The sequence below is a fragment of the Synechocystis salina LEGE 00031 genome, from assembly GCF_015207985.1.
Taxonomy (GTDB): Bacteria; Cyanobacteriota; Cyanobacteriia; order Cyanobacteriales; family Microcystaceae; genus Synechocystis; species Synechocystis salina.
Window position 1 is genome coordinate 30679 of record NZ_JADEVV010000022.1, and the last position, 21650, is coordinate 52328.

At 48.5% G+C, this 21650-nt stretch carries 22 protein-coding genes and 1 pseudogene; 12 read left to right on the forward strand and 11 right to left on the reverse strand.

What is annotated here, in order from left to right; translation table 11 throughout:
* Positions 1-306: 306 nt before the first annotated feature.
* Complete coding sequence (locus tag IQ217_RS09295; RefSeq protein WP_190599659.1) at positions 307-1203, forward strand: prohibitin family protein; 897 nt, start codon at positions 307-309, stop codon at positions 1201-1203.
* Positions 1204-1312: 109 nt separating this feature from the next.
* On the opposite strand, the gene IQ217_RS09300 is transcribed toward IQ217_RS09295, so the two are convergent.
* A complete protein-coding gene (locus IQ217_RS09300) occupies positions 1313-1834 on the reverse strand; it encodes a gamma carbonic anhydrase family protein (RefSeq protein WP_194019724.1) in 522 nt (173 codons plus the stop codon).
* A 78-nt stretch (positions 1835-1912) separates the two neighbouring features.
* Between IQ217_RS09300 and IQ217_RS09305 the strand changes: the two genes are divergently transcribed.
* The 3 genes from IQ217_RS09305 to trmB are packed head-to-tail and all read left to right on the forward strand — an operon-like array spanning position 1913 to position 4585.
* Positions 1913-2653 (forward strand): dienelactone hydrolase family protein, encoded by a 741-nt coding sequence (locus IQ217_RS09305; protein WP_194019725.1) that lies wholly within the window; start codon positions 1913-1915, stop codon positions 2651-2653.
* Entirely contained in the window at positions 2650-3885 is a 1236-nt protein-coding gene (locus IQ217_RS09310; protein WP_190599662.1) for an acetate kinase, read from the forward strand. The genes IQ217_RS09305 and IQ217_RS09310 overlap by 4 nt, the downstream gene beginning before the upstream one ends.
* Before the next feature lie 58 nt (positions 3886-3943).
* Positions 3944-4585: a tRNA (guanosine(46)-N7)-methyltransferase TrmB gene (gene trmB, locus IQ217_RS09315; protein ID WP_190599663.1), complete on the forward strand. Its 642-nt coding sequence runs from the start codon at positions 3944-3946 to the stop codon at positions 4583-4585.
* A gap of 7 nt (positions 4586-4592) precedes the next feature.
* On the opposite strand, the gene IQ217_RS09320 is transcribed toward trmB, so the two are convergent.
* The gene (locus IQ217_RS09320) at positions 4593-5381 is read right to left on the reverse strand and encodes an Rpn family recombination-promoting nuclease/putative transposase (RefSeq protein WP_190599664.1); all 789 of its coding nucleotides are present in this window, start codon (positions 5379-5381) and stop codon (positions 4593-4595) included.
* Positions 5382-5429: 48 nt separating this feature from the next.
* Here IQ217_RS09320 and IQ217_RS09325 point away from each other — a divergent pair.
* A pseudogene (locus IQ217_RS09325) lies at positions 5430-5642 on the forward strand (class I SAM-dependent methyltransferase); the annotation flags it as partial.
* Here the strand turns inward: IQ217_RS09325 and cydB are convergent.
* The 6 genes from cydB to IQ217_RS09355 all read right to left on the reverse strand — a co-directional run bounded on the left by cydB (position 5639) and on the right by IQ217_RS09355 (position 10869).
* Complete coding sequence (cydB, locus tag IQ217_RS09330) at positions 5639-6649, reverse strand: cytochrome d ubiquinol oxidase subunit II (RefSeq protein ID WP_194019726.1); 1011 nt, start codon at positions 6647-6649, stop codon at positions 5639-5641. The pseudogene IQ217_RS09325 and the gene cydB sit on opposite strands and share 4 nt — an antisense overlap.
* A gap of 5 nt (positions 6650-6654) precedes the next feature.
* Positions 6655-8115 (reverse strand): cytochrome ubiquinol oxidase subunit I, encoded by a 1461-nt coding sequence (locus tag IQ217_RS09335; RefSeq protein ID WP_190599666.1) that lies wholly within the window; start codon positions 8113-8115, stop codon positions 6655-6657.
* 159 nt (positions 8116-8274) lie between these two features.
* The gene (locus IQ217_RS09340; protein WP_194019727.1) at positions 8275-8889 is read right to left on the reverse strand and encodes a Uma2 family endonuclease; all 615 of its coding nucleotides are present in this window, start codon (positions 8887-8889) and stop codon (positions 8275-8277) included.
* A 47-nt stretch (positions 8890-8936) separates the two neighbouring features.
* The gene (gene lepB / locus IQ217_RS09345) at positions 8937-9593 is read right to left on the reverse strand and encodes a signal peptidase I (RefSeq protein ID WP_194019728.1); all 657 of its coding nucleotides are present in this window, start codon (positions 9591-9593) and stop codon (positions 8937-8939) included.
* A gap of 45 nt (positions 9594-9638) precedes the next feature.
* Entirely contained in the window at positions 9639-9971 is a 333-nt protein-coding gene (locus IQ217_RS09350) for a DUF6679 family protein (protein WP_010871811.1), read from the reverse strand.
* 196 nt (positions 9972-10167) lie between these two features.
* Positions 10168-10869, reverse strand: coding sequence for a class I SAM-dependent methyltransferase (locus IQ217_RS09355; protein WP_194019729.1), 702 nt, complete (start codon positions 10867-10869; stop codon positions 10168-10170).
* A 56-nt stretch (positions 10870-10925) separates the two neighbouring features.
* Here IQ217_RS09355 and IQ217_RS09360 point away from each other — a divergent pair, with 56 nt between their 5' ends.
* The 4 genes from IQ217_RS09360 to IQ217_RS09375 all read left to right on the forward strand — a co-directional run bounded on the left by IQ217_RS09360 (position 10926) and on the right by IQ217_RS09375 (position 13995).
* On the forward strand, positions 10926-12095 hold the full coding sequence (locus IQ217_RS09360; protein ID WP_194019730.1) for a reverse transcriptase-like protein: 1170 nt from the start codon (positions 10926-10928) through the stop codon (positions 12093-12095).
* Between the two features lie 7 nt (positions 12096-12102).
* Positions 12103-12600: a hypothetical protein gene (locus tag IQ217_RS09365; protein ID WP_194019731.1), complete on the forward strand. Its 498-nt coding sequence runs from the start codon at positions 12103-12105 to the stop codon at positions 12598-12600.
* Between the two features lie 90 nt (positions 12601-12690).
* Positions 12691-13077, forward strand: coding sequence for a thylakoid-associated protein (locus IQ217_RS09370; protein WP_194019732.1), 387 nt, complete (start codon positions 12691-12693; stop codon positions 13075-13077).
* 3 nt (positions 13078-13080) lie between these two features.
* Entirely contained in the window at positions 13081-13995 is a 915-nt protein-coding gene (locus tag IQ217_RS09375; RefSeq protein WP_228024291.1) for a tRNA (5-methylaminomethyl-2-thiouridine)(34)-methyltransferase MnmD, read from the forward strand.
* Between the two features lie 23 nt (positions 13996-14018).
* Here IQ217_RS09375 and IQ217_RS09380 read toward each other — a convergent pair whose 3' ends face one another.
* The gene (locus IQ217_RS09380; protein ID WP_190599673.1) at positions 14019-14411 is read right to left on the reverse strand and encodes a response regulator; all 393 of its coding nucleotides are present in this window, start codon (positions 14409-14411) and stop codon (positions 14019-14021) included.
* Between the two features lie 71 nt (positions 14412-14482).
* Between IQ217_RS09380 and IQ217_RS09385 the strand changes: the two genes are divergently transcribed.
* The 3 genes from IQ217_RS09385 to IQ217_RS09395 all read left to right on the forward strand — a co-directional run bounded on the left by IQ217_RS09385 (position 14483) and on the right by IQ217_RS09395 (position 18411).
* Positions 14483-14926: a VOC family protein gene (locus tag IQ217_RS09385; RefSeq protein ID WP_194019733.1), complete on the forward strand. Its 444-nt coding sequence runs from the start codon at positions 14483-14485 to the stop codon at positions 14924-14926.
* Entirely contained in the window at positions 14853-16934 is a 2082-nt protein-coding gene (locus IQ217_RS09390) for a mechanosensitive ion channel family protein (RefSeq protein ID WP_199309844.1), read from the forward strand. The genes IQ217_RS09385 and IQ217_RS09390 overlap by 74 nt, the downstream gene beginning before the upstream one ends.
* A 358-nt stretch (positions 16935-17292) precedes the next feature.
* Positions 17293-18411, forward strand: coding sequence for a tyrosine-type recombinase/integrase (locus tag IQ217_RS09395; RefSeq protein WP_194019734.1), 1119 nt, complete (start codon positions 17293-17295; stop codon positions 18409-18411).
* On the opposite strand, the gene IQ217_RS09400 is transcribed toward IQ217_RS09395, so the two are convergent.
* Positions 18386-18595, reverse strand: a complete 210-nt coding sequence (locus IQ217_RS09400) for a hypothetical protein (RefSeq protein WP_194019735.1) — start codon at positions 18593-18595, stop codon at positions 18386-18388. The genes IQ217_RS09395 and IQ217_RS09400 overlap by 26 nt on opposite strands.
* 2 nt (positions 18596-18597) lie before the next feature.
* The gene (locus IQ217_RS09405) at positions 18598-21558 is read right to left on the reverse strand and encodes a DUF5906 domain-containing protein (RefSeq protein WP_194019736.1); all 2961 of its coding nucleotides are present in this window, start codon (positions 21556-21558) and stop codon (positions 18598-18600) included.
* Positions 21559-21650 lie beyond the last annotated feature (92 nt).

Sequence of the window (21650 nt, forward strand, 5' to 3'; positions counted from 1 at the left end):
AGCTTGGGTTACGGTGTTATTGACATTGACAGCAATTGACAAGGAAAAGTTATTCCCGCAATTTTTTCCAATGATACGTGCTTTTCAGGCCGAAAACGAATACCAGCCCCCAGTGGATTCCCAGGGGGGGATTAACCTACAAGTATATTTGAGTATAAATTACTAAATAACCAGATTATTTGATTGACCCAACCCAGACGTTAAAAATATTTACAAAAACTTTCCCAAGTCGCCATTGTTTACCTGGTAAACAATCCAGAAAAATGAGCTAGGATGGCCTCAACATGAGCATTAAGTAGGTTAACCATGGGTGCTGTTATCTCGGCGATCGCCGCTTTGGCTAGTTGGACAGTATTTATCAGCGTTAAAAATCCCGATAACCCGAAAATTCCTAAACTTTTACGGCCCCTAGTCTTTTGCATTGCCCTATTAATGTCCGCCTTGTTTTTACAACAAAGTTTAGGAAGGGCAGTGGTGGTTATTCCTGCTGGAGAAGTGGGAGTAATTGAAACCATGGGCACCGTGGACACAGTCCCCCTCACCTCCGGGGTTTATTTCCTCAATCCTCTTTCCAAAGTGGTTACCTACTCCACCCGTTTACAGGACATCAAAGAGACAGTGGACACGTCTTCTAAGGAGGGCTTGAATTTTAACATTGATGTGAGTTTGCAATATCGCCTCAACCCGGAAATGGCTGGGGAAGTTTTTTCCAGTCTTGGTAATGAAGAACAACAGAGGGAAATTATCATCTCCCGCTTCCGTTCCCTAATTCGTGAAAATACCGCTAAGTATGACCTAAGTTCCATTTATGGTGACAAAAGGGCCGAAATTTCCCTCGACCTGGCCCAGTCAATGAAAGAACAACTGGAACCCATTGGTTTTTTGGTGGAAGATGCCCTAATGAGAAATGTAATTCTGCCGGAAAATATCCAAAAAGCCATTCAAGCCAAGGTGGAGGTGGAGCAAAGTAATCAAAAAAAACAATTGGAATTAATTAGTGCCCAAAGGGATGCGGAAAGAAAAATCATCGAAGCCCAAGGGGTAGCGGATTCCCAAAAAATTCTCTCCCAAAGTTTGACCGATCAAATTATTAAATTAAAAGCCATTGAAGCTACCCAGAAACTAGCGGAATCGCCCAACACAAAAGTATTAATTATGGGCTCGGGAGAGGGAAATTTACCCATTATCATGTCCGATCCTTAGCTGGAAGTTCTTCGCCCCACTGCCGGAGCGGAACAGGGACGATTACCAGAGTAAAACAGTGGTTTGTTAGCGGTCTTCCCACCCCAACTACTACGAGCCTAACCTGAATTTATTGTCGGCCCAAACCTTCAGCGGCGTGGGCCTTAGCTAGACGTACATAATTTTGTCCGTGGTCTAGCAGGCCCTGAACTTGGTCTTCACTCAGCTGTTTAATAATTTTTGCTGGTACTCCCATCACCAAAGACCGGGGGGGCACATCTTTGGGGACCACTGCTCCAGCACCGATGATACTGCCGGCGCCAATTCGGACGTTATCTAAAATCGTCGCCCCAATGCCGATCAAGCTACCCCGTTCAATGTGAGCGGCGTGGACCACAGCCCGATGGCCAACGGTGACCCAATCTTCTAGCACGGTGACAATACCCGGATCGCCATGGAGTATGGCCCCATCTTGGATATTAGTACCCTCACCGATGGTGATGGCTTCTAAATCTGCCCGCACCACTGCTCCGTACCAAATACTACAATCCTTGCCTAGGTTGACTTTACCGATGACCGTGGCATTGGCCGCCACAAACGCTGCTGGGGACAAATCTGGGGGAGTAAGGTAAATGGGAAAGTTTGCGTCCATGGCGATCGCCGTTATGAGGCTAGGTTTTGAAGTTTAAGATAGGGGAGAACCTGTTGTATTGCCATAGTGCCATTGCCCATGACTGTTGATATTAAGACAACCATAGTTAATATTCCCAACCAAGATTTGCAAATTGCGAGCTATGTGGCCGAGCCAGTGGCCGTGGGTCAGTACCCCGTAGTGATTGTAATTCAAGAGATTTTTGGGGTTAATAGCCATATCCGAGACGTGACCGAACGCATTGCCAAAGAAGGTTACGTGGCGATCGCCCCGGCCATTTACCAACGTCAAGCTCCGGGCTTTGAAACTGGTTACACCCCAGAGAGCATTGAAGCAGGCAAAAAACTCAAAGATCAAACCAATAGTGCGGAAATCCTCAGCGACCTAGAGGCGACCATTGCCTATGGGCTGACTTTACCCAACGCTAAACCCGGCGGAGTAGGATTAATTGGCTTTTGCTTTGGTGGCTGGATCGCCTATTTAGGAGCTAGTCTACCCACCGTCAAGGCCACTGCTTCCTTTTACGGTGCAGGCATTCCCCATTGGGCTCCAGGGAACGCCGACCCCCCCATTGCTTATACGGATAAGATCCAGGGTACTTTATACGCTTTCTTCGGTTTGGAAGATGCCAGCATTCCCATGGCGGATACGGAGCAGATCGAACAGGCCCTAAGCAAGTATCAGGTGAACCATAAAATTTTCCGTTACCCCGGTGCGGACCATGGATTTTTCTGTGACCAGAGGGCCAGCTATAACGCCGAAGCGGCCACCGATGCCTGGCAAAAGGTAAAACAACTTTTTCAAACTGAATTGCGATGAAATTCCTGATTCTCAATGCCGGCTCCAGTAGCCAAAAAAGTTGCCTCTACGAGTTAGCTGGCGATCGCCTACCGGAAACAGCACCGGAGCCCTTGTGGGAGGCTTTTATTGACTGGACAGTGTTGGAAAATCAGGGGCGGCTAATGGTGGAAACCCCTGGTCAAAAACAGGTGATCATTCTGGAGACTGGCGATCGCCAACGGGGTATAGCCCGAATGTTGGACACTCTGGTAATCGGAGATCATGCTGTGTTGAAAAGTTTGGGGGAAATTGACCTGGTGGGCCATCGGGTAGTGCATGGGGGCACGAATTATGCTGAAGCCACCTTGATTACCCCAACGGTGCAACAGGCCATTGCAGACTTAATTCCCCTTGCTCCGGCCCATAACCCCGCCCACCTAGAAGGCATTGAAGCCATTGGTGAACAATTGGGAGACGTGCCCCAGATCGCTGTGTTTGACACTGCTTTTCACCGCACCATTGCTGCCCCCGCCGCCGAATATCCCATTCCCCAAGCCTGGACTGACTTGGGCATTCGTCGCTATGGTTTCCACGGCACTAGCCATAAATACTGCGCCCAAAAAACGGCGGAGATTTTAGGTAAACCTTTGACAGAGTTAAAACTCATCACCTGCCACATCGGTAATGGTGCCTCCCTAACGGCGATTAAAAATGGAGTCAGCATCGACACCACCATGGGTTTTACCCCCCTAGAAGGTCTGATGATGGGGGCCCGGAGTGGTTCTATTGACCCAGCCATTGTGCTATTTCTGCAGGAAACCCAGGGTTTAACCCCAGCAGAAATCAATGCCACATTAAATAAAAAATCTGGTTTATTGGGAGTTTCCGGGCGATCGCCGGATTTACGCGTCATTTTGCAAGCCAAAGCCGAGGGGGACGAACAAGCCCAATTGGCCTATGCCATGTATATCCATTGTTTTCGCCGTTGTTTGGGGGCCATGGTCGCCTCCCTCGAAGGTCTGGATACGTTGGTGTTCACCGCCGGGGTGGGGGAAAATGCGGCCACTGTGCGGGCTGATGTTTGCCAAGCTTTTCAATTCCTGGGTTTGAAACTTGATCCGGAATTAAACGACCGATCGCCGAGGAATGCCGTGATTTCTACCCCCGATTCCTTGGTAAAGGTGGTGATTGTCCACACCGAAGAAGATTGGGCGATCGCCCAGGATTGTTGGCAGTGGTGGCATAGCCAGGGACCAGGCAAGAAACCGTAAATTGCGAAAATGTTAGAAAATGGCCGTGAAAATAAATGTTGAATTAGGCTAAATTTCCTTGGCTAGAGTCCGCATCCGCCAACACGTTAATCCCCTCAGTCAAAAATATCGGCAGGTGTTGGCCTGTCCCGATTGGGCCACCGTTTACGACGATGTTCGACGACCATTGCACCTAGATATTGGCTGTGCTCGGGGTCGCTTTCCCCTCAAAATGGCCCAGCAACACCCCGACTGGAATTTTTTAGGGGTGGAAATTCGCCAGCCCTTGGTGCTAGAAGCCAACGAAACTGGCGATCGCCTGGGGTTACAAAATCTCCATTACCTATTCGGCAACATCAATGTGGAGCCAGAAAAATTCTTTTCCGCCCTGCCCCCCACTTTGCAACGGGTCAGTATCCAATTTCCCGACCCCTGGTTTAAGCAACGACATAATAAACGCCGGGTGGCCCAACCGGAACTAGTGACGGCGATCGCCAACGCCTTACCCCCAGGAGGAGAAGTTTTACTGCAATCCGATGTGGAGCCCGTCGCCCAGGACATGAGGGAACGTTTTGCTGAAAATGGCAATTTTAGCTTCACCCATGACACCCCTTGGTTAGCAGAAAATCCCCTCGGGGTACCCACGGAAAGGGAAATTGCCTGTTTTAATCTGCATCGCCCTGTATATCGCTGTCTATTACAACTACAACGAATTCCCTAATCGGCCCTTAATTTGATAATTCCAATGTATCTACTTCGGCTGGAGAAAGTCCGGTTAATTCGACGATCAATGACTTTGCCAACCCAGACCCCAGCATATTCAAAGCAATTTGTTTTTTTGCTTCCATTAACCCTTCCTGTAGACCTTCCACTTTGCCCTCCAACTTACCTTCTTCCAAAATGGCTTGATAGATGACAGATTCCTTCATGATGTCGCTCCTGAGCAACCGTTGAATCACTTGCTTGTCCAATGCTAACCCAGAAATGATTTCCGTTGCGGCAGTTAAATTGCGCTGTTGACGACATTCAGCAATGCAGTCAATCCGTTGGGCAATGTCCCGTAGGGTTTGAATCGGGTCAGGGGTTTGGGACAGGGCCGCTAGGGGCATTAAACCTGGATTTTGTAGGAAAATGTCCACCGGCTGTTCCCAGAGGCGAATAACAGTAAATTCATGCCGGAGGTTAGCTAGTTCAAATGTTGTTTGACCAACCAATGGGTCTTGACTAGGCAATAAGTACACCACAAATTGCTGGATCCGTTGCTGGGGATATTTACGGTATAGCCGCAGGTAGTAGTCGGCCATGCGAAAGGGAATGGCCTGATCTGGGCGGGTTTGAAATTCCAGATGGAGGATCACATCTTGGGAGGCTAAAAAGGTGAGGGAGTCGGCTCGAATGGGTTCAGACGATAATTCCCGTGGCTCTAATTTGGTCAGGGCAATGGGTTTCCCCAACAGCCAAGTGGCAAAATCAGCGGGATAGGTTTCGGCGAGGTATTTGCAGGTGTTGTCGTACATTGACCGGGGAGTTGTTTTCGGGCATGGCAGACTCAGTTCCCCCTGATATTAAAGGACGGGGGGGAATTTTTACTGCAATCCGATGTGGAACCCGTCGCCCAGGACATGAAAGACCGATTTGCTGAAAATGACAGTTTTAGCTTCACCCATGACACCCCTTGGTTAGCAGAAAATCCCCTCGGGGTACCGACGGAAAGGGAAATTGCCTGTTTTAATCTGCATCGCCCGGTGTACCGCTGTCTATTGCAACGAATTCCCTAGTCGGTGACGATTTTGCCCCGAAAAACCAGATAGTTATAGATGTTGTAGAACAGTAGGATCGGGATCAGGAAGCCGATGAAGGTCAACATAAACACCAGGGAACTGGGGGCCGCCGCCGCTTCATAGATGGTGACGCTGGGGGGAATAATATTAGGGAAGATAATGAAACCCAAACCGATGAAGGAAATGGAAAACACTAAAAAAGTCCAGATAATGGGGGTATTTTCTTCCCGCAGATACAAACTCCGCAACAGTAGGCCAATGAACAATAATCCCACCAGGGGAATGGTGGCAAAAATGTACACCAACGGAGCGGTAAACAATTGGGCCCTGGCCTCTTCGGAAAAAGCTGGGGTACTAATGGTGATAAACACCGCCCCCGCCAACGTAGTCCAAGTGGCGATCGCCGCTGTTTTGAAATAGGTTTTTTGCAGTTCCCCTTCGGTTTTCAAAATTAGATAGGTGGAGCCGATCAGTACATAGCCCTGGATGAGGGTGAGGGCCACAATGACCGATCGCCAAGTCAGCCAATCCCACATGGTGCCGGAAAAATGTCCCTGGGCATCGACGGTAATGCCTTCAAACACACTACCGAGGGCAAAACCCTGGCCCAAAGCGGCGAGGAAACTCCCCACCCCAAAGGTAATGTTCCAAACCAATTTACGATTAGCATTTTCCCGAAACTCAAAGGACACAGCCCGGAGAATTAACCCCACAACCATAATTACTGCCGGTAGATAGAGGGCATTCAAAATGGTGGCGTAGGCCAAAGGAAAAGCGCCAAATAGGGATCCCCCCATCAACACCAGCCAGGTTTCGTTGGCATCCCAGACATTCCCCAAACTGGTCATAAGAATGCTACGCCGTTCCTCCGTGGAAGCGGTGAGGGATAAAATACCTACCCCCAGGTCAAAGCCATCTAGCAGGACATAGAGAAAAAGGAAAAGCCCCAAAATGAAAAACCACACCTGGGGTAAAAAATGTTGTAACGGTTCTAAAGGTTCCATGGTTCCTACTCCTTAATCTCGGCAACTTCGGCAATGTCAGCGGGGCGGCGGTTCGTGGCGTGCTTGGTAATGTTGCCCCAGAGAGAGGCTTCGGAACCCCGGGGAGCAGCCAAAGTTAAATCTGGGCCGTTGCGAATAATCCGACTACCAAAGTAGAGAGTGGTAATTAAAAAGACAATGTACATCACACTCAACCCCGTCAGGGAAAAGAGAATTTCACCAGGGGGCAAATTGGAAGCGGATTCTGCTGTACGCATCTCTCCGTAAACGATCCAGGGTTGCCGACCTACGCAACGGACAATCCAACCCGTTTCCACGGCTAAGTAACCTAACGGAGCGGCGAAGACCCAGGCCCGCAATAACCATTTTTGTTGGCTAATGGTTTCTGGGCTCAGTTTACCCCGTAGCCATTGCCCCACCGTGACCGTCATCAAAGCGGCAAAGAATAGGCCAATGGCCACCATAATGCGAAAAGAATAGTAAATTAAACCCACCATGCGGGGGCGATCGCCGGGGGCCCATTCTTTCAAGCCCTGAATGGGTTTATCCAGTTGGGGTTTGAGTTCCAAAATATAGCTCAATGCTCCGGGAATGCTCAGTTCCCAGTCATTTTTCTCAGCTTTATCGTTGGGTAGAGCTACCACACTCCAGGGCGCTGGGGTTTCCGCTGGCACCGTTTCCCAGAGGGCTTCCATGGCGGCAAGCTTAGCTGGTTGATGCACCGATACCTGCTCCGCACTTAAATGGCCAATGAAAATTTGTAGGGGAGCCACCGCCATCACCACCACCAAAATTACCTGCAAAGAGCGGGCAAAAAATTGCGGTTGACGACCGGTGAGAATACACCAAGCACTGATGCCCCCAATGACAAACATAGAGGTTTCTAACGTGGCAAAAAACATATGCAGGAAACTGTTGACCATAAACGGATTGGCGATCGCCGCAAAATAGTCCTGCACCACAAATTTTCCGTCGACAAAAATGCCCCCGGCGGGGGTTTGTAACCAGGAATTAGCTGAGAGAATCCAAAAGGTAGAAAGATTTGCCCCAATGGCCACCAAAATAGTGGCAAGGTAATGAATTAATGGGGGAACCCGGTCCCAACCAAATAGCATAATGCCCAAAAAGCTAGCTTCGAGCATAAAGGCCATGGTGCCTTCAAACCCAAGCACTGTACCGAAAAAATCCCCTACGGATTCCGAAAAAGGGGCCCAGTTCAGACCAAATTGAAACGCCATGGGTAAACCGGTGGCCACCCCAATACCAAAATTTAAAACGTAGAGCCGAGCCCAAAATCGAGCATGGTGATAATAGTCTAAATTACGGGTTTTGAGCCATAATCCTTCGATAATTACTAAATAAATGCCCATACCCGTGGTTAATACCGGCCAGAGCATATGAAAAATGGCAGTGACGGCAAATTGTAGCCGCGACAACGCCACCGTATTACTTAAAAAATCCTGCATTGGCAAAAAGCACTCCTAAATAGTTTTCTGATAGTTAGAGTTTAAAAAAAATAGAGGGTTTTGCCCACTCTATCCCCTGCCCAAAACTAACAGAAACCAATGGGAAAGTCTCTGTATTATCAGCTACATTCCCCTTTTTTTGAATTACTGTTGCCAATATTAAGCGTTAAAAATCTGCTCCGGAGTTAGCACCAATTCCGAGAAAGTGGCCGAGACGAGGTTTTGTTGGCCCTGGAAACCTTGGCGATCGTAAACGCCTTCGCCATTGAGGGTATAGATAGAAACGGTGGGTTCCTTCGGTTCCCCCAAAATGTCCCGACTGCCGATCGCCAGATAGTCAACAATCCAGTATTCTTTGATGCCAAGACGCTGATACTCGTCCAATTTATCAAAATAATCCGTTTCCCAATTGGTGGAAACCACTTCCACTGCCAACTGAATCGGCTCGGTTAAGGCTTTGTAATCGCCGGGATCGGAGCGCCACACATCCCGATCAATCACGCTCACATCGGGGATGCGCCCATGAAAACCACCAGTCTTAATTTCGGTTCTGATGGTGGCCTGGGTGGTGACATCAAAGTTCAATGAGAGACGACGTATTTCGTCATGAAAGGCGAAGAGAATGAACTCGGCAATTAATTTATGTTCGCGAGTGTTAACCATTTCGATGATTTCTCCATGGACCCATTCAAAGCGGCCTTCCTCGGGGCACTGCTTCAAAAATTGCTCGAAGGTTTGGATGGCAATGGTTTTAACTACGGTGGGGGTAACCATAATGATCTGATTCTCTCCGCACAGTGCTGATTTTTCCTTGTCCTAATCTAACGACCCTGGGGCACGGTCTGGGGAGCAATGGCCGGACTTTCCGATGCTTGGGGACTAATCTCCACCGGCTCCTGTCCTGGGTCATCCGTGAGCAGACCCACACGGGGTACGGGCCAAAAACGGACAAAGGCACGGCCGAGCAATTTGTCCCGGGGGACAAAACCCCAGTAATGGGAGTCGTAGCTGTTGTTGCGATTATCCCCTAGCACCAAATATTGATCCTCTGGCACTTTCACTGGGCCGAATTCATAGCTGGGGGGGGCAGCAATGTAATTTTCTTCCAACATTTCGCCGTTGACGTAAACGTTACCTTGGGAAACCTTAACTTCGTCCCCCGGTAAACCGATGATGCGCTTGATGAAGGCATCATGAAAGTTTTTTGCCTTGAGGGCGTCGGTGGGGTTAAACACGACAATTTCCCCCCGCTCCGGACTCCGAAATCGATAGCTGACCTTTTCAATGATCAGGCGATCATTAATCTGTAGGGTGGGCTCCATGGAGGAAGAGGGGATGTAACGGGCTTCGGCCACAAAAGTCCGAATACCGATCGCCAGAATAACCGCGGTGACCATGGTTTTGCCCAATTCTAGCCAGGTATTTTCCGGGGGGCTTTCCTTTTTTTTTGTGGTTTCGCGGACGATATTTTCGGTCATAGGGGGGCGGGAAAAGTGGCGAAATTTATCTTAACCTGTTCCAGTCTAGTCGCAGTCTTCCTCTTCTTCCTCTTGGTGAGATTTTGGCGATCGGGCCAGCAACTGTTCCGCTTCTGGGCAATCTTCAGAAATTAATAATTCATGACCGAGACGGGAAACGGAGGCCAATTTACGGTTAACGGAGCCGATACTCTCCAGGCGCACCATTTCTTCCCAGGCACAGACTTCATCCTCTTCTTCGGTTTCATAGCGAAAAGTGACTAAATCCCCTTCCAGTGTCAGAATTTTGGCATTTTCCACCCACCTTTGTTGGTCCCTTAGGTAAAGGCTGACTTCGTGGCCATCGGTACAAAGTTGATAGATTTTCCGGTGTAGCATGGGCAAGCTCCTAGATAGCAGTGGGGGGACGGGACACGGCAAAACAAGGCCTTAGGGGATCCGTCTGGGGGGGTACTGGTGGGAGGTTGGTGCCGGATGGGCCAAAAAAAGTAACATATGGATCAAGAGAAAAATCCCTAGTGGGGAAAGCTTACGAGAATTTTAACGCAAATTAGTAGAAATCTGAGTCTAGGAGCTAGTTCCCTGCTATGGGGCGATTTTGAAAGGCCTTCTCCATGGTCCAATGGCGATCGGAGGATTGGTAAAGGTGTAGTCCGAAATCTGTATCCTCGTCATCAACCCAACCTAAATGCTGGAGATATGCCTGCACCTCTGTCATGGTGAGGGAAGCCTGGAGGGAGTCAGCAAAAAGTTTCCTCTGTTGATCATTGTAGTCGGAGCCGATCGCCGTTACCAGGGCAGCTAACTTTTCTGGGGATTCGGGGCGAATTAAATCCCTAATTAATAAAAAACCGTGGGGCTTGAGTACCCGTTTCACTTCCCGTAAAAAATCCAGGGGCTTTGGTAAATGGTGACAGAGGCTATTAGCAATTACCCCATCGAAGGAACCATTGGCATAGGGTAATCGTTTCGCATCAACAAATTCTAGGCAAATTTGAGTTTCACACCCCGCCGCCACGACATTTTCCTTGGCGATCGCCAACATGGAACGGGCAAAATCGATGGCGGTGATTTGCCATGCAGGACGTAACTGGGCGAGTAGAATGGGGATACGGGCCGTGCCAGTACCGGCATCTAACACTGTGGCTTTGGTGGGGCCGAGTTGGCAAGCTCTCTGGGCAAAGGCCAGATTAACCGCTTGAAAGTCCATGGCATCGTAGTCCATTGCTTCTGCTTCGGTGTCCATCACCTCTGGCTCCAGGATTCTTTCCAACATCGGTCAATTACTCCAACTGGTTGCCCTGTTATTGTAAACACCCCACCCCACCACCAATGGCTAATTCTCCCCCCCCCAGTAGCGCAGGTAAGTCAGTACCGATTTTGTTCTATGCTGGGGAAGCCCTAGGACAAAAAGGTCAGGGAGCGGCGGTGGCCATTTTGCTCTTGCCCACGGGGAAAAGGACCAGCGTCAAGCAGTTACTTGCCTCGGTCACCAGCGCCGAAGCATCCTATCAAGCTTTGTTAATTGGTTTGCAAAAAGCGCGGCAATTGGGCATCCACGAGATTGAAGTCAAGGGCCACAACGAAAAGGTCTTTAACCAGGTGAACGGGTTAGAAGAAATTGACCAACTGCCCCTGCGCCATCTCCATCGGGAAGTGGTAACGGTAATGAAGCAATTTGAGCGGGTGATGGTGGAATGGATTCCCCTCGATCAAAACCGTCCCGCCTACCAGACAGTGCAAAAATGTTTGGCAACGGCGGCAGCAGCACCCAAAATTAATGGATTGCCCCGACCGATTGCCCCGGAAATTGTCCGATTAGTCAAATTAGGCCATCGGGCCACAGCCAGGGATTTTCAGGCGTTACAGAGTCAACTCGACGAATTTTCCCGGCAATCCCTTGCAGCGTTGCGTCGCCGCATCCCCGTGCAGATACAGGATAGGTTGGCTCTGCAATGGAATGGTGATGAGTCCCAATTGGCAGAGATGTACCGCTGGTATTTAAGGGGACTGCCGCCCGACTTCATTGTCCGCAAATTTCAATTAGAAGCCCCAGCCCCCGGCCAGAATCAAAAATTACCCTGGGAAGACCAGTTACTGAACCAGGTTGCTGTCCAGACCTTTACCGATGCCAGGGATGAACTTGGCCATATTGAGTTTGCGCCCCCTCCACCGCCACCATTTTTTGCCGCCACAGAAGGCAGGAATTTGCCCCCTAGGGAAGGTTTTTCTCCCACGGAGCCTGGTCTTGGTGAACCGGCCATGGCTTCCACTGCCCCCGATCCCTTTGCCACTGACCACGACGACCTTTACCAAGAGCAGCTCAGTCGAGCCAAAGATACATTGCCCACAGTGGACCAAGTCCAACAAATTGTTAGCATGATTATGGACTTGTCCCCAGGGGAAAAAACTAGGCTAGTGAAGGATTTAGCCCAGTTGCCTGAATTAACCAATCAGTTCCTCACGGCGATCGCCGACCGCCTCAAACCTTCTGGAAATTGAAAAACCTATGAGCTTGAAAAAATTTAAGGAAGAATTCCTGCAACAGTCCCAGCAAGCGGAAGGGACCGGGGAAGAGAAAAAGGTGGTGCAGTTGGTGATGACTCCTCTGTTTGAGGAAATTGGCAAAAATCTGAATGTGGATAAGCTTTATATTTGGACTGGTCGCCACAATGACAATCTAGTCAAACTCACCCTGAGCGATAAAAGGGGGAGTAAAACTGCGACGGCCATATTTTGCTTTGGTAATAAGCAGGATGCCCAAAGACATCCCAATTTTTCCAAGGAAGAATATCAAATTCAGCCCATTGACATTTTTAATTTACTGCTCCACTTTGCCACCCTGCCCGAGCTTGATCTGTTGCTGGTCTACAACCAAAAAGGTCACCTAAATAAGTATTCTCAAATTGAGCGGAGTGGGTTGATCAAAGATTTCCAGAAACTCTGTTGGGAAACTGGCTTGGTGCCCCGTCCAGTGGCGGAAACAGGACATTTTGGTTTAGCTTAGGGTCAAACGTGGTTCATCCACGGGGTTCTTGTTCAATTCAACGGCCATTAACAACTCAATCCTGACCTTAATTTATCCAACGTTGTAACAATGACTACCAACAACAGCACTTTGTTAGATACCATCCAGCAAGGTTTTCGGATTACGGTGGGGGCCACCGCTACTTTGGTGGAAACATTGCAGGATCCGCAAAAACGCCAGGGCACTTTCCAAGATTTGCAACAGGAATGGGACCAACGGGCCAGCCAATGGGCCCAAAAGGGTACTACTACGGAGACGGAAGCCCGTCAGTACGTAGATCAACTGCTAGACCAATGGCGGCGTTCCATGCCCGGTCCCCTTGCTAAAACCACTGACACCGCTTCCAATAACATCATTGACTTTGCCACCGCCAAAATGGAACTCGATCGCCTGACGGAGGAAATTGCCACCCTGAAAGGGGAACTAGCTCAGGATCGTCCTGGCCAGGAGGGCTAATTCTTGACCGAGGGCACTTGCTTTACTCCCCAGTTAACGGCGGATGGATCTTTTACGTTTTATTCGCCCCAATTTGGGGAAGCTTTCCATTCCCAGCGGGGAGCGAAGGCGGAGGCAGAGGAAAAATTCGTTCATCCCTGTCTTTTGCCTCAGTTGGCAGGGGGACGCTCCCACTTAACTATTATTGATGTCTGCTATGGCTTGGGCTACAACACAGCGGCGGCCCTGACAGTCATTTGGCAGGTTAATCCCCATTGCCACGTCACCCTCTACGGCTTGGAAAATGACCGCCAAGTACCCCGTCAGGCGATCGCCGATGGACTCCTCCAGGGTTGGCCGGAGTTGGTACAGGAGATTTTGCAGGATCTAGCCCAAACAGAAACGGTTAACAGAGAATTTTTAACTGCCCACCTGGCGATCGGGGATGCCCGGCAAACCTTGCTGTCCGTTGTGCCCCGGCAGATCAACGCCGATGCCATTTTCCTCGATCCTTTCTCGCCGCCCAAATGCCCCCAACTCTGGACGGTGGAATTTTTACGTCATCTTGGCGATCGCCTGGCCCCAACGGGCCGTTTAGCTACCTATTGCAGTGCGGCGGCGGTGCGGAGTGGTTTGCAACTGGCGGGACTCCACTTGGCCACCATGGGGGATTGCCAACCACCCCATCCCCGTCGTCGGCCCCTGGGCACCCTGGCTAGCCCCCAACCTCTGCCCCCTTCAGACTTTGCCCCCTGGGAAATGGAGCATTTACAAACTAAAGCGGCCATCCCCTACCGTGACCCCCTGGGCACAGACCCGGCGGCAGTAATCCTGGCCCGTCGTCGGGCAGAACAGAGTCAGAGCGCACTGGAGCCCACTAGCCGTTGGAAAAAACGTTGGCTCAGTCCCGACCCGGAAACAATGGCCAGTGCCCTTTGATTGCCATACCTGAAAACCGGGGATTAATCTTGATCAATGCCCAGAATTTCCTTCGCTTGGGCCAATAAATCCCTAGGGCGAAAGGGTTTAGTCACATAGCAATCCGCCCCCACCGCTAACCCGGCCTGGCGATCGAATTGTTGCCCTTTAGCAGTGAGCAAAATCACCGTAGTGCCCGCTAGATCAGGATTTTCCTTAATTCCTTGACAAACCGCCAAACCACTAATTTTAGGTAACATCACATCCAAAATCACCAATTGGGGTTGATGTTCCACTGCCAAAGCCAGGGCTTTTTCCCCATCCATGGCGGTCAATAACTCCACCCCGTAATCTTCTTCTAAAAGCTCAAACACCTCTTCCAGGAGAATTACAATGTGGGGTTCATCGTCAACAATTAGGATTTTCAGTTCAGACATTGGTAAGGTTGTAGTGAATTGAGCGTCGCTGAAAAGTTAATTCCCCCTTAACTCCCCCAGCATAGAGCATCATGCACCATATTTCTATTCGTACTGCTAATATTCATCGGGCGATCGCCTTTTATGAACTATTGGGTTTTACCGTGGGAGAAAGGTTCACCACTGGTTATACCCTAGCCTGCTGGTTGACTGGCCTGGGGGGACGCATTGAATTAATGCAAATTCCCCAACCGAAACCAGCCCCCGATGCCTTCGCCGATGAACATTATGTGGGCTACTACCATATCTCTTTTGATTTAACAGACCAGGTGGAAAGTTTACCGGAATGGTTGACGAGTCTCAGTCAGAAATTCAGCCAGGCCCATCAAACCAATCCAGAACAAGTTGAGCCATTAAAAATTCTTTTGGCTCCCCAGCAACAACAAATCGGTGATCACATTTATGAAGTTACATTCATTGCCGACAGTGATAATCTCCCTTTGGAATTTATTCGTCGTCAGACTTCATCTAAGTAATAACAAAGGTTATATTCGTTGGCATCAAGGACTGAATTTGCTCAAATTAATTACCATTACTCTCCTCGTCTTTTTTTGTACCATAGGTACAGCCCAGGGACAAAATTTTTTCAGCCAATTACCAGATGCAATCAATCAAGTAGAACCCATAGATCTTAATTCTCCCGTCCAAAATAGGCCTTTTAGTTTGGGTTTCGATCCAAATTTGTCCGGTAGCATTGGCAACCTAGACTACACCACTGTTAGGGTGGATGGAGAGCCAATTTTTCTAATTGCTGTACCCACGGGTAACACCGATAAAGAAGGAGGCTCCGCCCTAAGTCCGATTGTTTATCGTCAACAACGAATTGAAAGTAAATTTAAAGAAATTATTCAACGGGGCTTTGATCCAGACACCTTAAGCGTTGCTAGTTCCATTCTCAATGGGGCGATCATTATTCAAATTAGCGATGACAAAAATCTCCGCCCCCAAATTCTCCGCACTATTACCAAAGCCGATGCTGACTTATATGCCCTCACCCCGGAAGACCTAGCTTCGGAAACCGTAGACCAGGTGCGTAATGCTCTACTGCGGGCCCAGCAAGAACGCCAACCGGAAGCTCGAAGAAAACAAACCAGAGTTGCCTTGGTGATTGTCTCCGTTGTGATCACAGTTTCCCTGACAGTACTATTTATTTATCGTTGGTTAGGCCATAGAATTTATCTGATCAAGATGGCCATCAATTGTTTGATTAAAGCCGAGGAGAAAAACCCTGATTTTGACTACAATCACATTGACCCGGCCATTTTCAACGATATTGTCACAATTCCCCGTTACTCCTTCGCTTTTCAAGTCCTAGACCGGATAGCCATTTTTCTTTACTATTTGAGCGCCTATTGTAAGGCCATATTATTTGGCGACATTAATCGGGGAGATAGCAAAAAAAATCCGCCGCTTAATTTTTCCTTAGATAACCAAAAGATTTTTGAAAATATTCTCGAACTTTTTCAAGGCAAAGATTTTTACGATTTTCTTAAAAATCGCCTCAAACAAGTGGTATTCAGCCGGAGATTATTGATTTTTTTCATATTTATTATTTGGATCCGTGGCAGTGCTTTTTTGTTGCAGGTTTTTCCTGATAGTAGAAGGTTGGGTAAACAATTATCCGGCACCCCCATTTCCCTCACTTTAATTTGGTTATCCGCCATAATTTTAATTAGAATATCCGACTTTCTAATTGAATCTTTTTTCCATACCTTGGAAAGTGACTATGCCATTTTACAAACTGCTAAATACACTAGACGTAAAATCAGAATTAACACCATCAGTAGCGCCGTTAGGGGCATTAATTTAGTGGTCTGTATTTTTACAGCTTTAGTTTTTTCCCTCAGTTTATTCGATGTGCCGGTGGCGACGGTGTTAGCAGGGGCCGGGATTATTGGTTTTGCGGTGTCTTTTGGTTCCCAAAATTTAATCAAAGATTTAATTGCTGGCATTTCCAATCTGATGAGCGATGCCTTTGCCATCAACGACTTTGTGCTAATCGGCGAATTTGAAGGGGTGGTGGAAGATACAAATTTATTTGTCACCCGTATCCGTTGTCCGAACGGGGATTTAGTCACCATTCCTAACGGTGCCATCGGTACGGTGTGTAATCAGACTAAGGATTGGTCCAGGGTAGATTATTCCGTTATGGTGGCGGCTGATGCTGACCCCAAAAAGGCGATCGCCGTTTTGCAACAGGTGGCGTTGGGTTTATATCACGATCCATGGTGGCATCCCAAAATGCTCCAGGCACCGGAACTAAAGGGCATTGAAGAAGTTTCTCATCAGGGCATTCGGATTCGTATTTGGCTTAAGACCCTGCCGGGGGAACAGTGGGACGTGGCCAGGGAATTGCGACTAAGGGTAAGGGTAGCTTTTGAATCCCAAGAAATTGCCATTGGGGTGCCCCAGCAACAGTGGTTAATGGCAGGGGCTTCTTCCTTCGACGAGAAAGAAAGTGCCATTACGGATGGGGAAAAATAGTCCCGACAATTCAGCCGTACAAAACTCCGGAATAGGTATGGCTCCCTGCATCTGTAGATTGCCAACAGTGCCAAAACCCAAAAAAGTTGAACGCCCAGACTAGTTTGGCGTCAAACCATAGCCTCGTAATAAAAAAGAAATTACGAGCTAAAACCCTTGCTGTATTTAGTGTTTTGATATGCCAGGAGGCGGACTTGAACCGCCGACACGAGGATTTTCAGAACTCGTACAGAAATTATAGAAAAGTAGATATATTAAGGCTTTTAGCGTTTTTACTCTGAGAGCTTTTCTCTTTTATGGCAGATTTATGGCAGATTTTAGGACAAGCCGTTCTGAAATTTGCGAGGAATTTTGCCCGATGCCCAAGAAAATTACCCCACAGAATAACAACGGGGCCATCCTGCTTAGATGGTCATTTCAGAAGAAACGTTACAGTTTGACCCCGGTACCTGGGGGTCGCTGGGAAAATGCGATCGACAAAAAACGAGCTGAGGCAGTGGCTAATCTGATCAGTGCCGATATTGCCATGGGCCAATTTGACCCAACTTTGGCCAAGTATGGGGGCAGTTTGCACAAAACCCAGTTGGCGATCGACGATGCCCAGGAAAGATTAATGCAATTACGCCAGCAACGCTCGGAGGCAGACTTAAAGGAGCTGTGGGAAAAGTACAGGGCTTTCAAGGCTCCCCAGTTGGCTCCTACCACTCTCAAAATTGATTACGGGCGACGGATGAATTTCTTGACCAGGTTGGAAGATTCCCGGTTATCCCAAGCCATAGCCATTCGGGATTGGATTATCACCAACACCACGACGGAACAGGCTAAGAAGATTCTCCAAAACCTCAATGCTTGCTGTGAGTGGGCGGTGAAGTCTGAACTAATTGAGCTAAACCCGTTTCAGGGCATGGCGGGGGAAATTCACGTTAAGCATGATGAGGAAGACATTAACCCGTTCAATCCCCTGGAAAAGGAGGCAATCATTCAGGGTTTTTATTCAAGTCCCCACTATGGGCATTATGGGCGGTTGGTGGATTTTCTCTTTGCTACTGGTTGCCGGCCCTCGGAGGCGATACCGCTGGAATGGGGGGACTTGCGGGGCAATAAGTTGACCTTTCAACGGACTTACAGCGATGGGGAAATTTCCCACCGGCTCAAGACTCAAAAAAAACGGACGATCATCCTCAATGAAAGGGCGATCGCCGCTGTGGGGTGTTGTATAAGCAATGCTCTTATTTTCCCATCGCCAGATGGTGAATACATAAGTTGGAATCACTTTGCCACTCGGGCCTGGGTTGGCGTTTTGGCGGAATTTCCAGAGATTGAGTACCGGAACCCCAAGCAAACTCGCCATACCTTCATTACTGAGCGCATTTTGGCGGGGGATTCCCCGGCGGATGTTAGCCGTTATGTTGGCAATTCACCGGGGACAATTTACAAAAATTACCTGGGAGCTAGTCGGAGTTATTCACCGGATTAAGATTGGCGATCACATTGATCAGGTCTAGGGCAAAAGCGGCGGCAATACAACCATCGTCGATCGCCAATCTCTCTAAATCAGAAACCATTTGACTTGTGCCATTGATCCGATCTTCCATTTCCATCCCCTTGAAAGAATTAAGGGGAAGTTTTGCTATCTCTTCAATTTGCTGATTAATGTCCATGACTAATTCCAACTCTCCATGTAATTGATTAAATCAAGCTGTTCTGATTCCTCAAGTTGCATAAATCCTGCCTTGCCATACCTTTCATGGCAAACACGCTTTATTTCTGCTTTATCCCACTCTAGGCGCTTCATTTCGGCTTTTATCGCCCGCCCAATCACCTTTTGAACGTCCGTTAATTCCACTTTTTTCCCGTTGGAAATTTCTGGTGAGACATAAACCCCCTCAAACTGCTTCACCTGCTTCACCAGTCCATCTGGCAAGGGTTTCAGAACGTCAACTGCTTCACTAACTGCTTCACCAACTGCTTCACCAACTTTTTGCCCTCCTCTTTTTTCTTCTTCTTCTTTTTTCTCTGGTGAAGAAGAAGTGAAGGAAAGTGAAGACATTGGTGAAGCTGTAACCCCTATGGAATAAGGCAGTGAAGCTGGTGAAGCAGTTTTATCTAGTTTGAGTCCAGCAAGATAAAAGCTACCTTTTTTATCTCGGTCGATCGTCTCCCGTTGCTTGGTAATTTTCGGGAATAATTGGCTGAAAGCGTCGAAAATTTGGTTAGCTCCCTTGATTGGACGATCAAAACGCTTTAATTGCTCGTGCCAGATTAATTTAGGTCGTCCTTTGTCCGTCTCAGGCTGAATTACTTCTAACGTTCCATTGGCTTCATACCATTCCCGCAGGATTAACCACAGATCAGATATGTAAATTTTTTCGCCCTGGGCTTCGACGATTCCGACTTCCTCTACAAATTCCCAGAGGTGATTCGATTTTTTGCGAATTTCGTGGAAGTAATGATCCAGCCCTTCGTAGGGAATGCCATCTTTGGCGATCGCCGGAATTTCGGCAAGAACACGATTCAGAAAAGCAGGGGAAACATTTTCTTCCACCCACTGCGGATCGTATTTGAAGCGGGGGTCAGCTTTCATTTCCCGGTCGTCGTCGGGGTTGGGATTGCGCTTAAAGGATTTTTGGAAGCGAATCACACAAAACCGTGAGGTCATGGCATTCAAGGAACCATCCATGCGGGGGGCTTCGTTGACGTTGAAGAAAAAGACTGCATTGGGGCGGATGGTGCGCTCGTCCCTTCCCTTGGGGTTGATTTTGACCTGTTCTCCAGAAATCAGACGGAATAGGGATTTTAGTTTTTCCACCTTGTATTGGTCGCTGTTTTCCGATGCCCAGCTCACCAATGCCCCGTCAAGGTCTGCAAGTCCACCGATTTGGCCTTGCTCAAATTGGTAGAAATTATTCAGGGCGGTATCCACCATGAATTGGCCAAAAATCTGTTCAACCACTAACCGCAGGGAATCCTTACCGTTTTCCCCAACCCCTTCTAGGAATAGGGCACGGGGGCGGCCGGTGAAGCGTCGGAAATTTTCCAGATCAAACGCCAGGGCCACGGATCGCAGGAAAATGGTCTGCTCTGCTGGGGAGATACAGCTTAAAAGGCGATCGCAGTTTTCGGGGTTGGCATTGGGGTCATATTTGACGGGGGAGCAATAGGTATAGAAAACTTTGGGGCTGTGGGGTTCTATCACCGCCGTTGGGGTGGATTGGTCCCATTGGATAATCAGCCGACCATTGGCCAGGTTTATTCCCGGTGGATTAATTAGGTCATCTTTGACCCGCTTGCGTTTCAGCGTCCACTCGTAAGCGCCATTGATGGAAGTGGGGGATAGGTGGGCGGCTACCCATTTCCCATTTTTTCCTTTAACCGGGTTTTGGTAGGCCCATTCGATTAACAGGGCTTCGGCTTCGGCACGGCTAAATTTTTCGTAGTATTGCCCGTTGTAGCGGTATAGGCCGAGCTTCGATTCATCCCCAAAGCTGATATATTCAGCATCCGAAAAGCAGTCAAGGTAAGCTTTTTCTTTCCAAGAAACAGCCGGATCTTTGTAGGATTCCCCTTTGCCCTCCTGGCCCGGTATGCCTTCCCAGTCGTCATATACGCTGGGTTCCTGCAATGGGATGGTGGTGGTAACTTCAACTTTTTTGGCCCCTGGTTTGGCCTCCGATTTCATTGAATCTTTCCACCATTGGGGATAATCCCAACCAACCATGGCCCTGGCATGGTGAACCAGAGTGCCAATGCCAAAATCGCCGTTGCTACTGGGGATAATTTGTTGCCAGTTCCGCTCTGGGGAATGGGCGGTCATCATCATGATCGCTTCCGGCTCACTGAAAATATTTTTCAGGGCCACGGCAATTTCCCTATATTCCCCATAGGTTCCACTGTCTGGAACTGTCGGCGGCAATTGCTCCAGAATTTCCAGGGCTAGTTGCTTGTCCCTTTCCAGATCATCCAAGGGGCTATCCCCGGCGATCGCCTTTTTCGTTGGCTTAGGTTTTGGCTTTTGTGGAAGTGGAAAATGGTCTGTCAATTTTGGCATCCTCATTAATGAGGATGCCAAAGCTTGCTCAATTTCTGCTTGGGTATAGCGGCGATCGGTGGGGTTGATCAGCTCACACTTAACCGGCTCTTCCCCCGGTTTGATATGCCAACCGCCGGCCACCCGTAGCACTCGACTGGGATTTTTCAAAGTGCGATCAGCATCCAGTAAATTCAGCAAATTGGCTTGTAAGAATTTCCATTCTTCAACGGGGATTGGCTCACTTAAAACCCAATAACAATGGATTGACTTTCTAGTACGCACCTGAAAGGTAGGTTCCAGAAATCCCTTTTCTTGCCACAGTTCTTCTTGTTCCTCCATGGGGCGATCGTCCCACTCGGCAAAGAACGCTCTACAGGTGGAAATTTCCTTGTCTGTTTGCCCCTGTCCATTAACCACAAAATACAACCCTTTATTGGCATTTTGTTCCTGTAAAATACTGGGTAAAATTCTTTGCTTTTTAACGGCGGAACCCTTGCCACCCTTGGGTGGAAACTCTCTATAAAAAATAGTGTCTCCGTCGTTATAGCCTAAAGCTTTTAACTGTAAATAATGTTGTGTCGTATCAATTTGCATGGTATAATTATCGCTAAGTAAAGTGTACGGTAAAAGATTGCAAAACCAGCAGTGTACAAATGGTGGTTTATAGGAAAGGGAAGGCGTTAAAA

What these genes read in the sequence shown, in the direction of transcription:
- IQ217_RS09295 (WP_190599659.1), top strand. Translation starts at nt 307, where the DNA reads ATGGGTGCTGTTATCTCGGCGATCGCCGCTTTGGCTAGTTGGACAGTA.
- IQ217_RS09300 (WP_194019724.1), bottom strand. Translation starts at nt 1,834, where the DNA reads ATGGACGCAAACTTTCCCATTTACCTTACTCCCCCAGATTTGTCCCCA.
- IQ217_RS09305 (WP_194019725.1), top strand. Translation starts at nt 1,913, where the DNA reads ATGACTGTTGATATTAAGACAACCATAGTTAATATTCCCAACCAAGAT.
- IQ217_RS09310 (WP_190599662.1), top strand. Translation starts at nt 2,650, where the DNA reads ATGAAATTCCTGATTCTCAATGCCGGCTCCAGTAGCCAAAAAAGTTGC.
- IQ217_RS09320 (WP_190599664.1), bottom strand. Translation starts at nt 5,381, where the DNA reads ATGTACGACAACACCTGCAAATACCTCGCCGAAACCTATCCCGCTGAT.
- cydB (WP_194019726.1), bottom strand. Translation starts at nt 6,649, where the DNA reads ATGGAACCTTTAGAACCGTTACAACATTTTTTACCCCAGGTGTGGTTT.
- IQ217_RS09335 (WP_190599666.1), bottom strand. Translation starts at nt 8,115, where the DNA reads ATGCAGGATTTTTTAAGTAATACGGTGGCGTTGTCGCGGCTACAATTT.
- IQ217_RS09340 (WP_194019727.1), bottom strand. Translation starts at nt 8,889, where the DNA reads ATGGTTACCCCCACCGTAGTTAAAACCATTGCCATCCAAACCTTCGAG.
- lepB (WP_194019728.1), bottom strand. Translation starts at nt 9,593, where the DNA reads ATGACCGAAAATATCGTCCGCGAAACCACAAAAAAAAAGGAAAGCCCC.
- IQ217_RS09350 (WP_010871811.1), bottom strand. Translation starts at nt 9,971, where the DNA reads ATGCTACACCGGAAAATCTATCAACTTTGTACCGATGGCCACGAAGTC.
- IQ217_RS09355 (WP_194019729.1), bottom strand. Translation starts at nt 10,869, where the DNA reads ATGTTGGAAAGAATCCTGGAGCCAGAGGTGATGGACACCGAAGCAGAA.
- IQ217_RS09360 (WP_194019730.1), top strand. Translation starts at nt 10,926, where the DNA reads ATGGCTAATTCTCCCCCCCCCAGTAGCGCAGGTAAGTCAGTACCGATT.
- IQ217_RS09365 (WP_194019731.1), top strand. Translation starts at nt 12,103, where the DNA reads ATGAGCTTGAAAAAATTTAAGGAAGAATTCCTGCAACAGTCCCAGCAA.
- IQ217_RS09370 (WP_194019732.1), top strand. Translation starts at nt 12,691, where the DNA reads ATGACTACCAACAACAGCACTTTGTTAGATACCATCCAGCAAGGTTTT.
- IQ217_RS09380 (WP_190599673.1), bottom strand. Translation starts at nt 14,411, where the DNA reads ATGTCTGAACTGAAAATCCTAATTGTTGACGATGAACCCCACATTGTA.
- IQ217_RS09385 (WP_194019733.1), top strand. Translation starts at nt 14,483, where the DNA reads ATGCACCATATTTCTATTCGTACTGCTAATATTCATCGGGCGATCGCC.
- IQ217_RS09390 (WP_199309844.1), top strand. Translation starts at nt 14,853, where the DNA reads ATGAAGTTACATTCATTGCCGACAGTGATAATCTCCCTTTGGAATTTA.
- IQ217_RS09395 (WP_194019734.1), top strand. Translation starts at nt 17,293, where the DNA reads ATGCCCAAGAAAATTACCCCACAGAATAACAACGGGGCCATCCTGCTT.
- IQ217_RS09400 (WP_194019735.1), bottom strand. Translation starts at nt 18,595, where the DNA reads ATGGACATTAATCAGCAAATTGAAGAGATAGCAAAACTTCCCCTTAAT.
- IQ217_RS09405 (WP_194019736.1), bottom strand. Translation starts at nt 21,558, where the DNA reads ATGCAAATTGATACGACACAACATTATTTACAGTTAAAAGCTTTAGGC.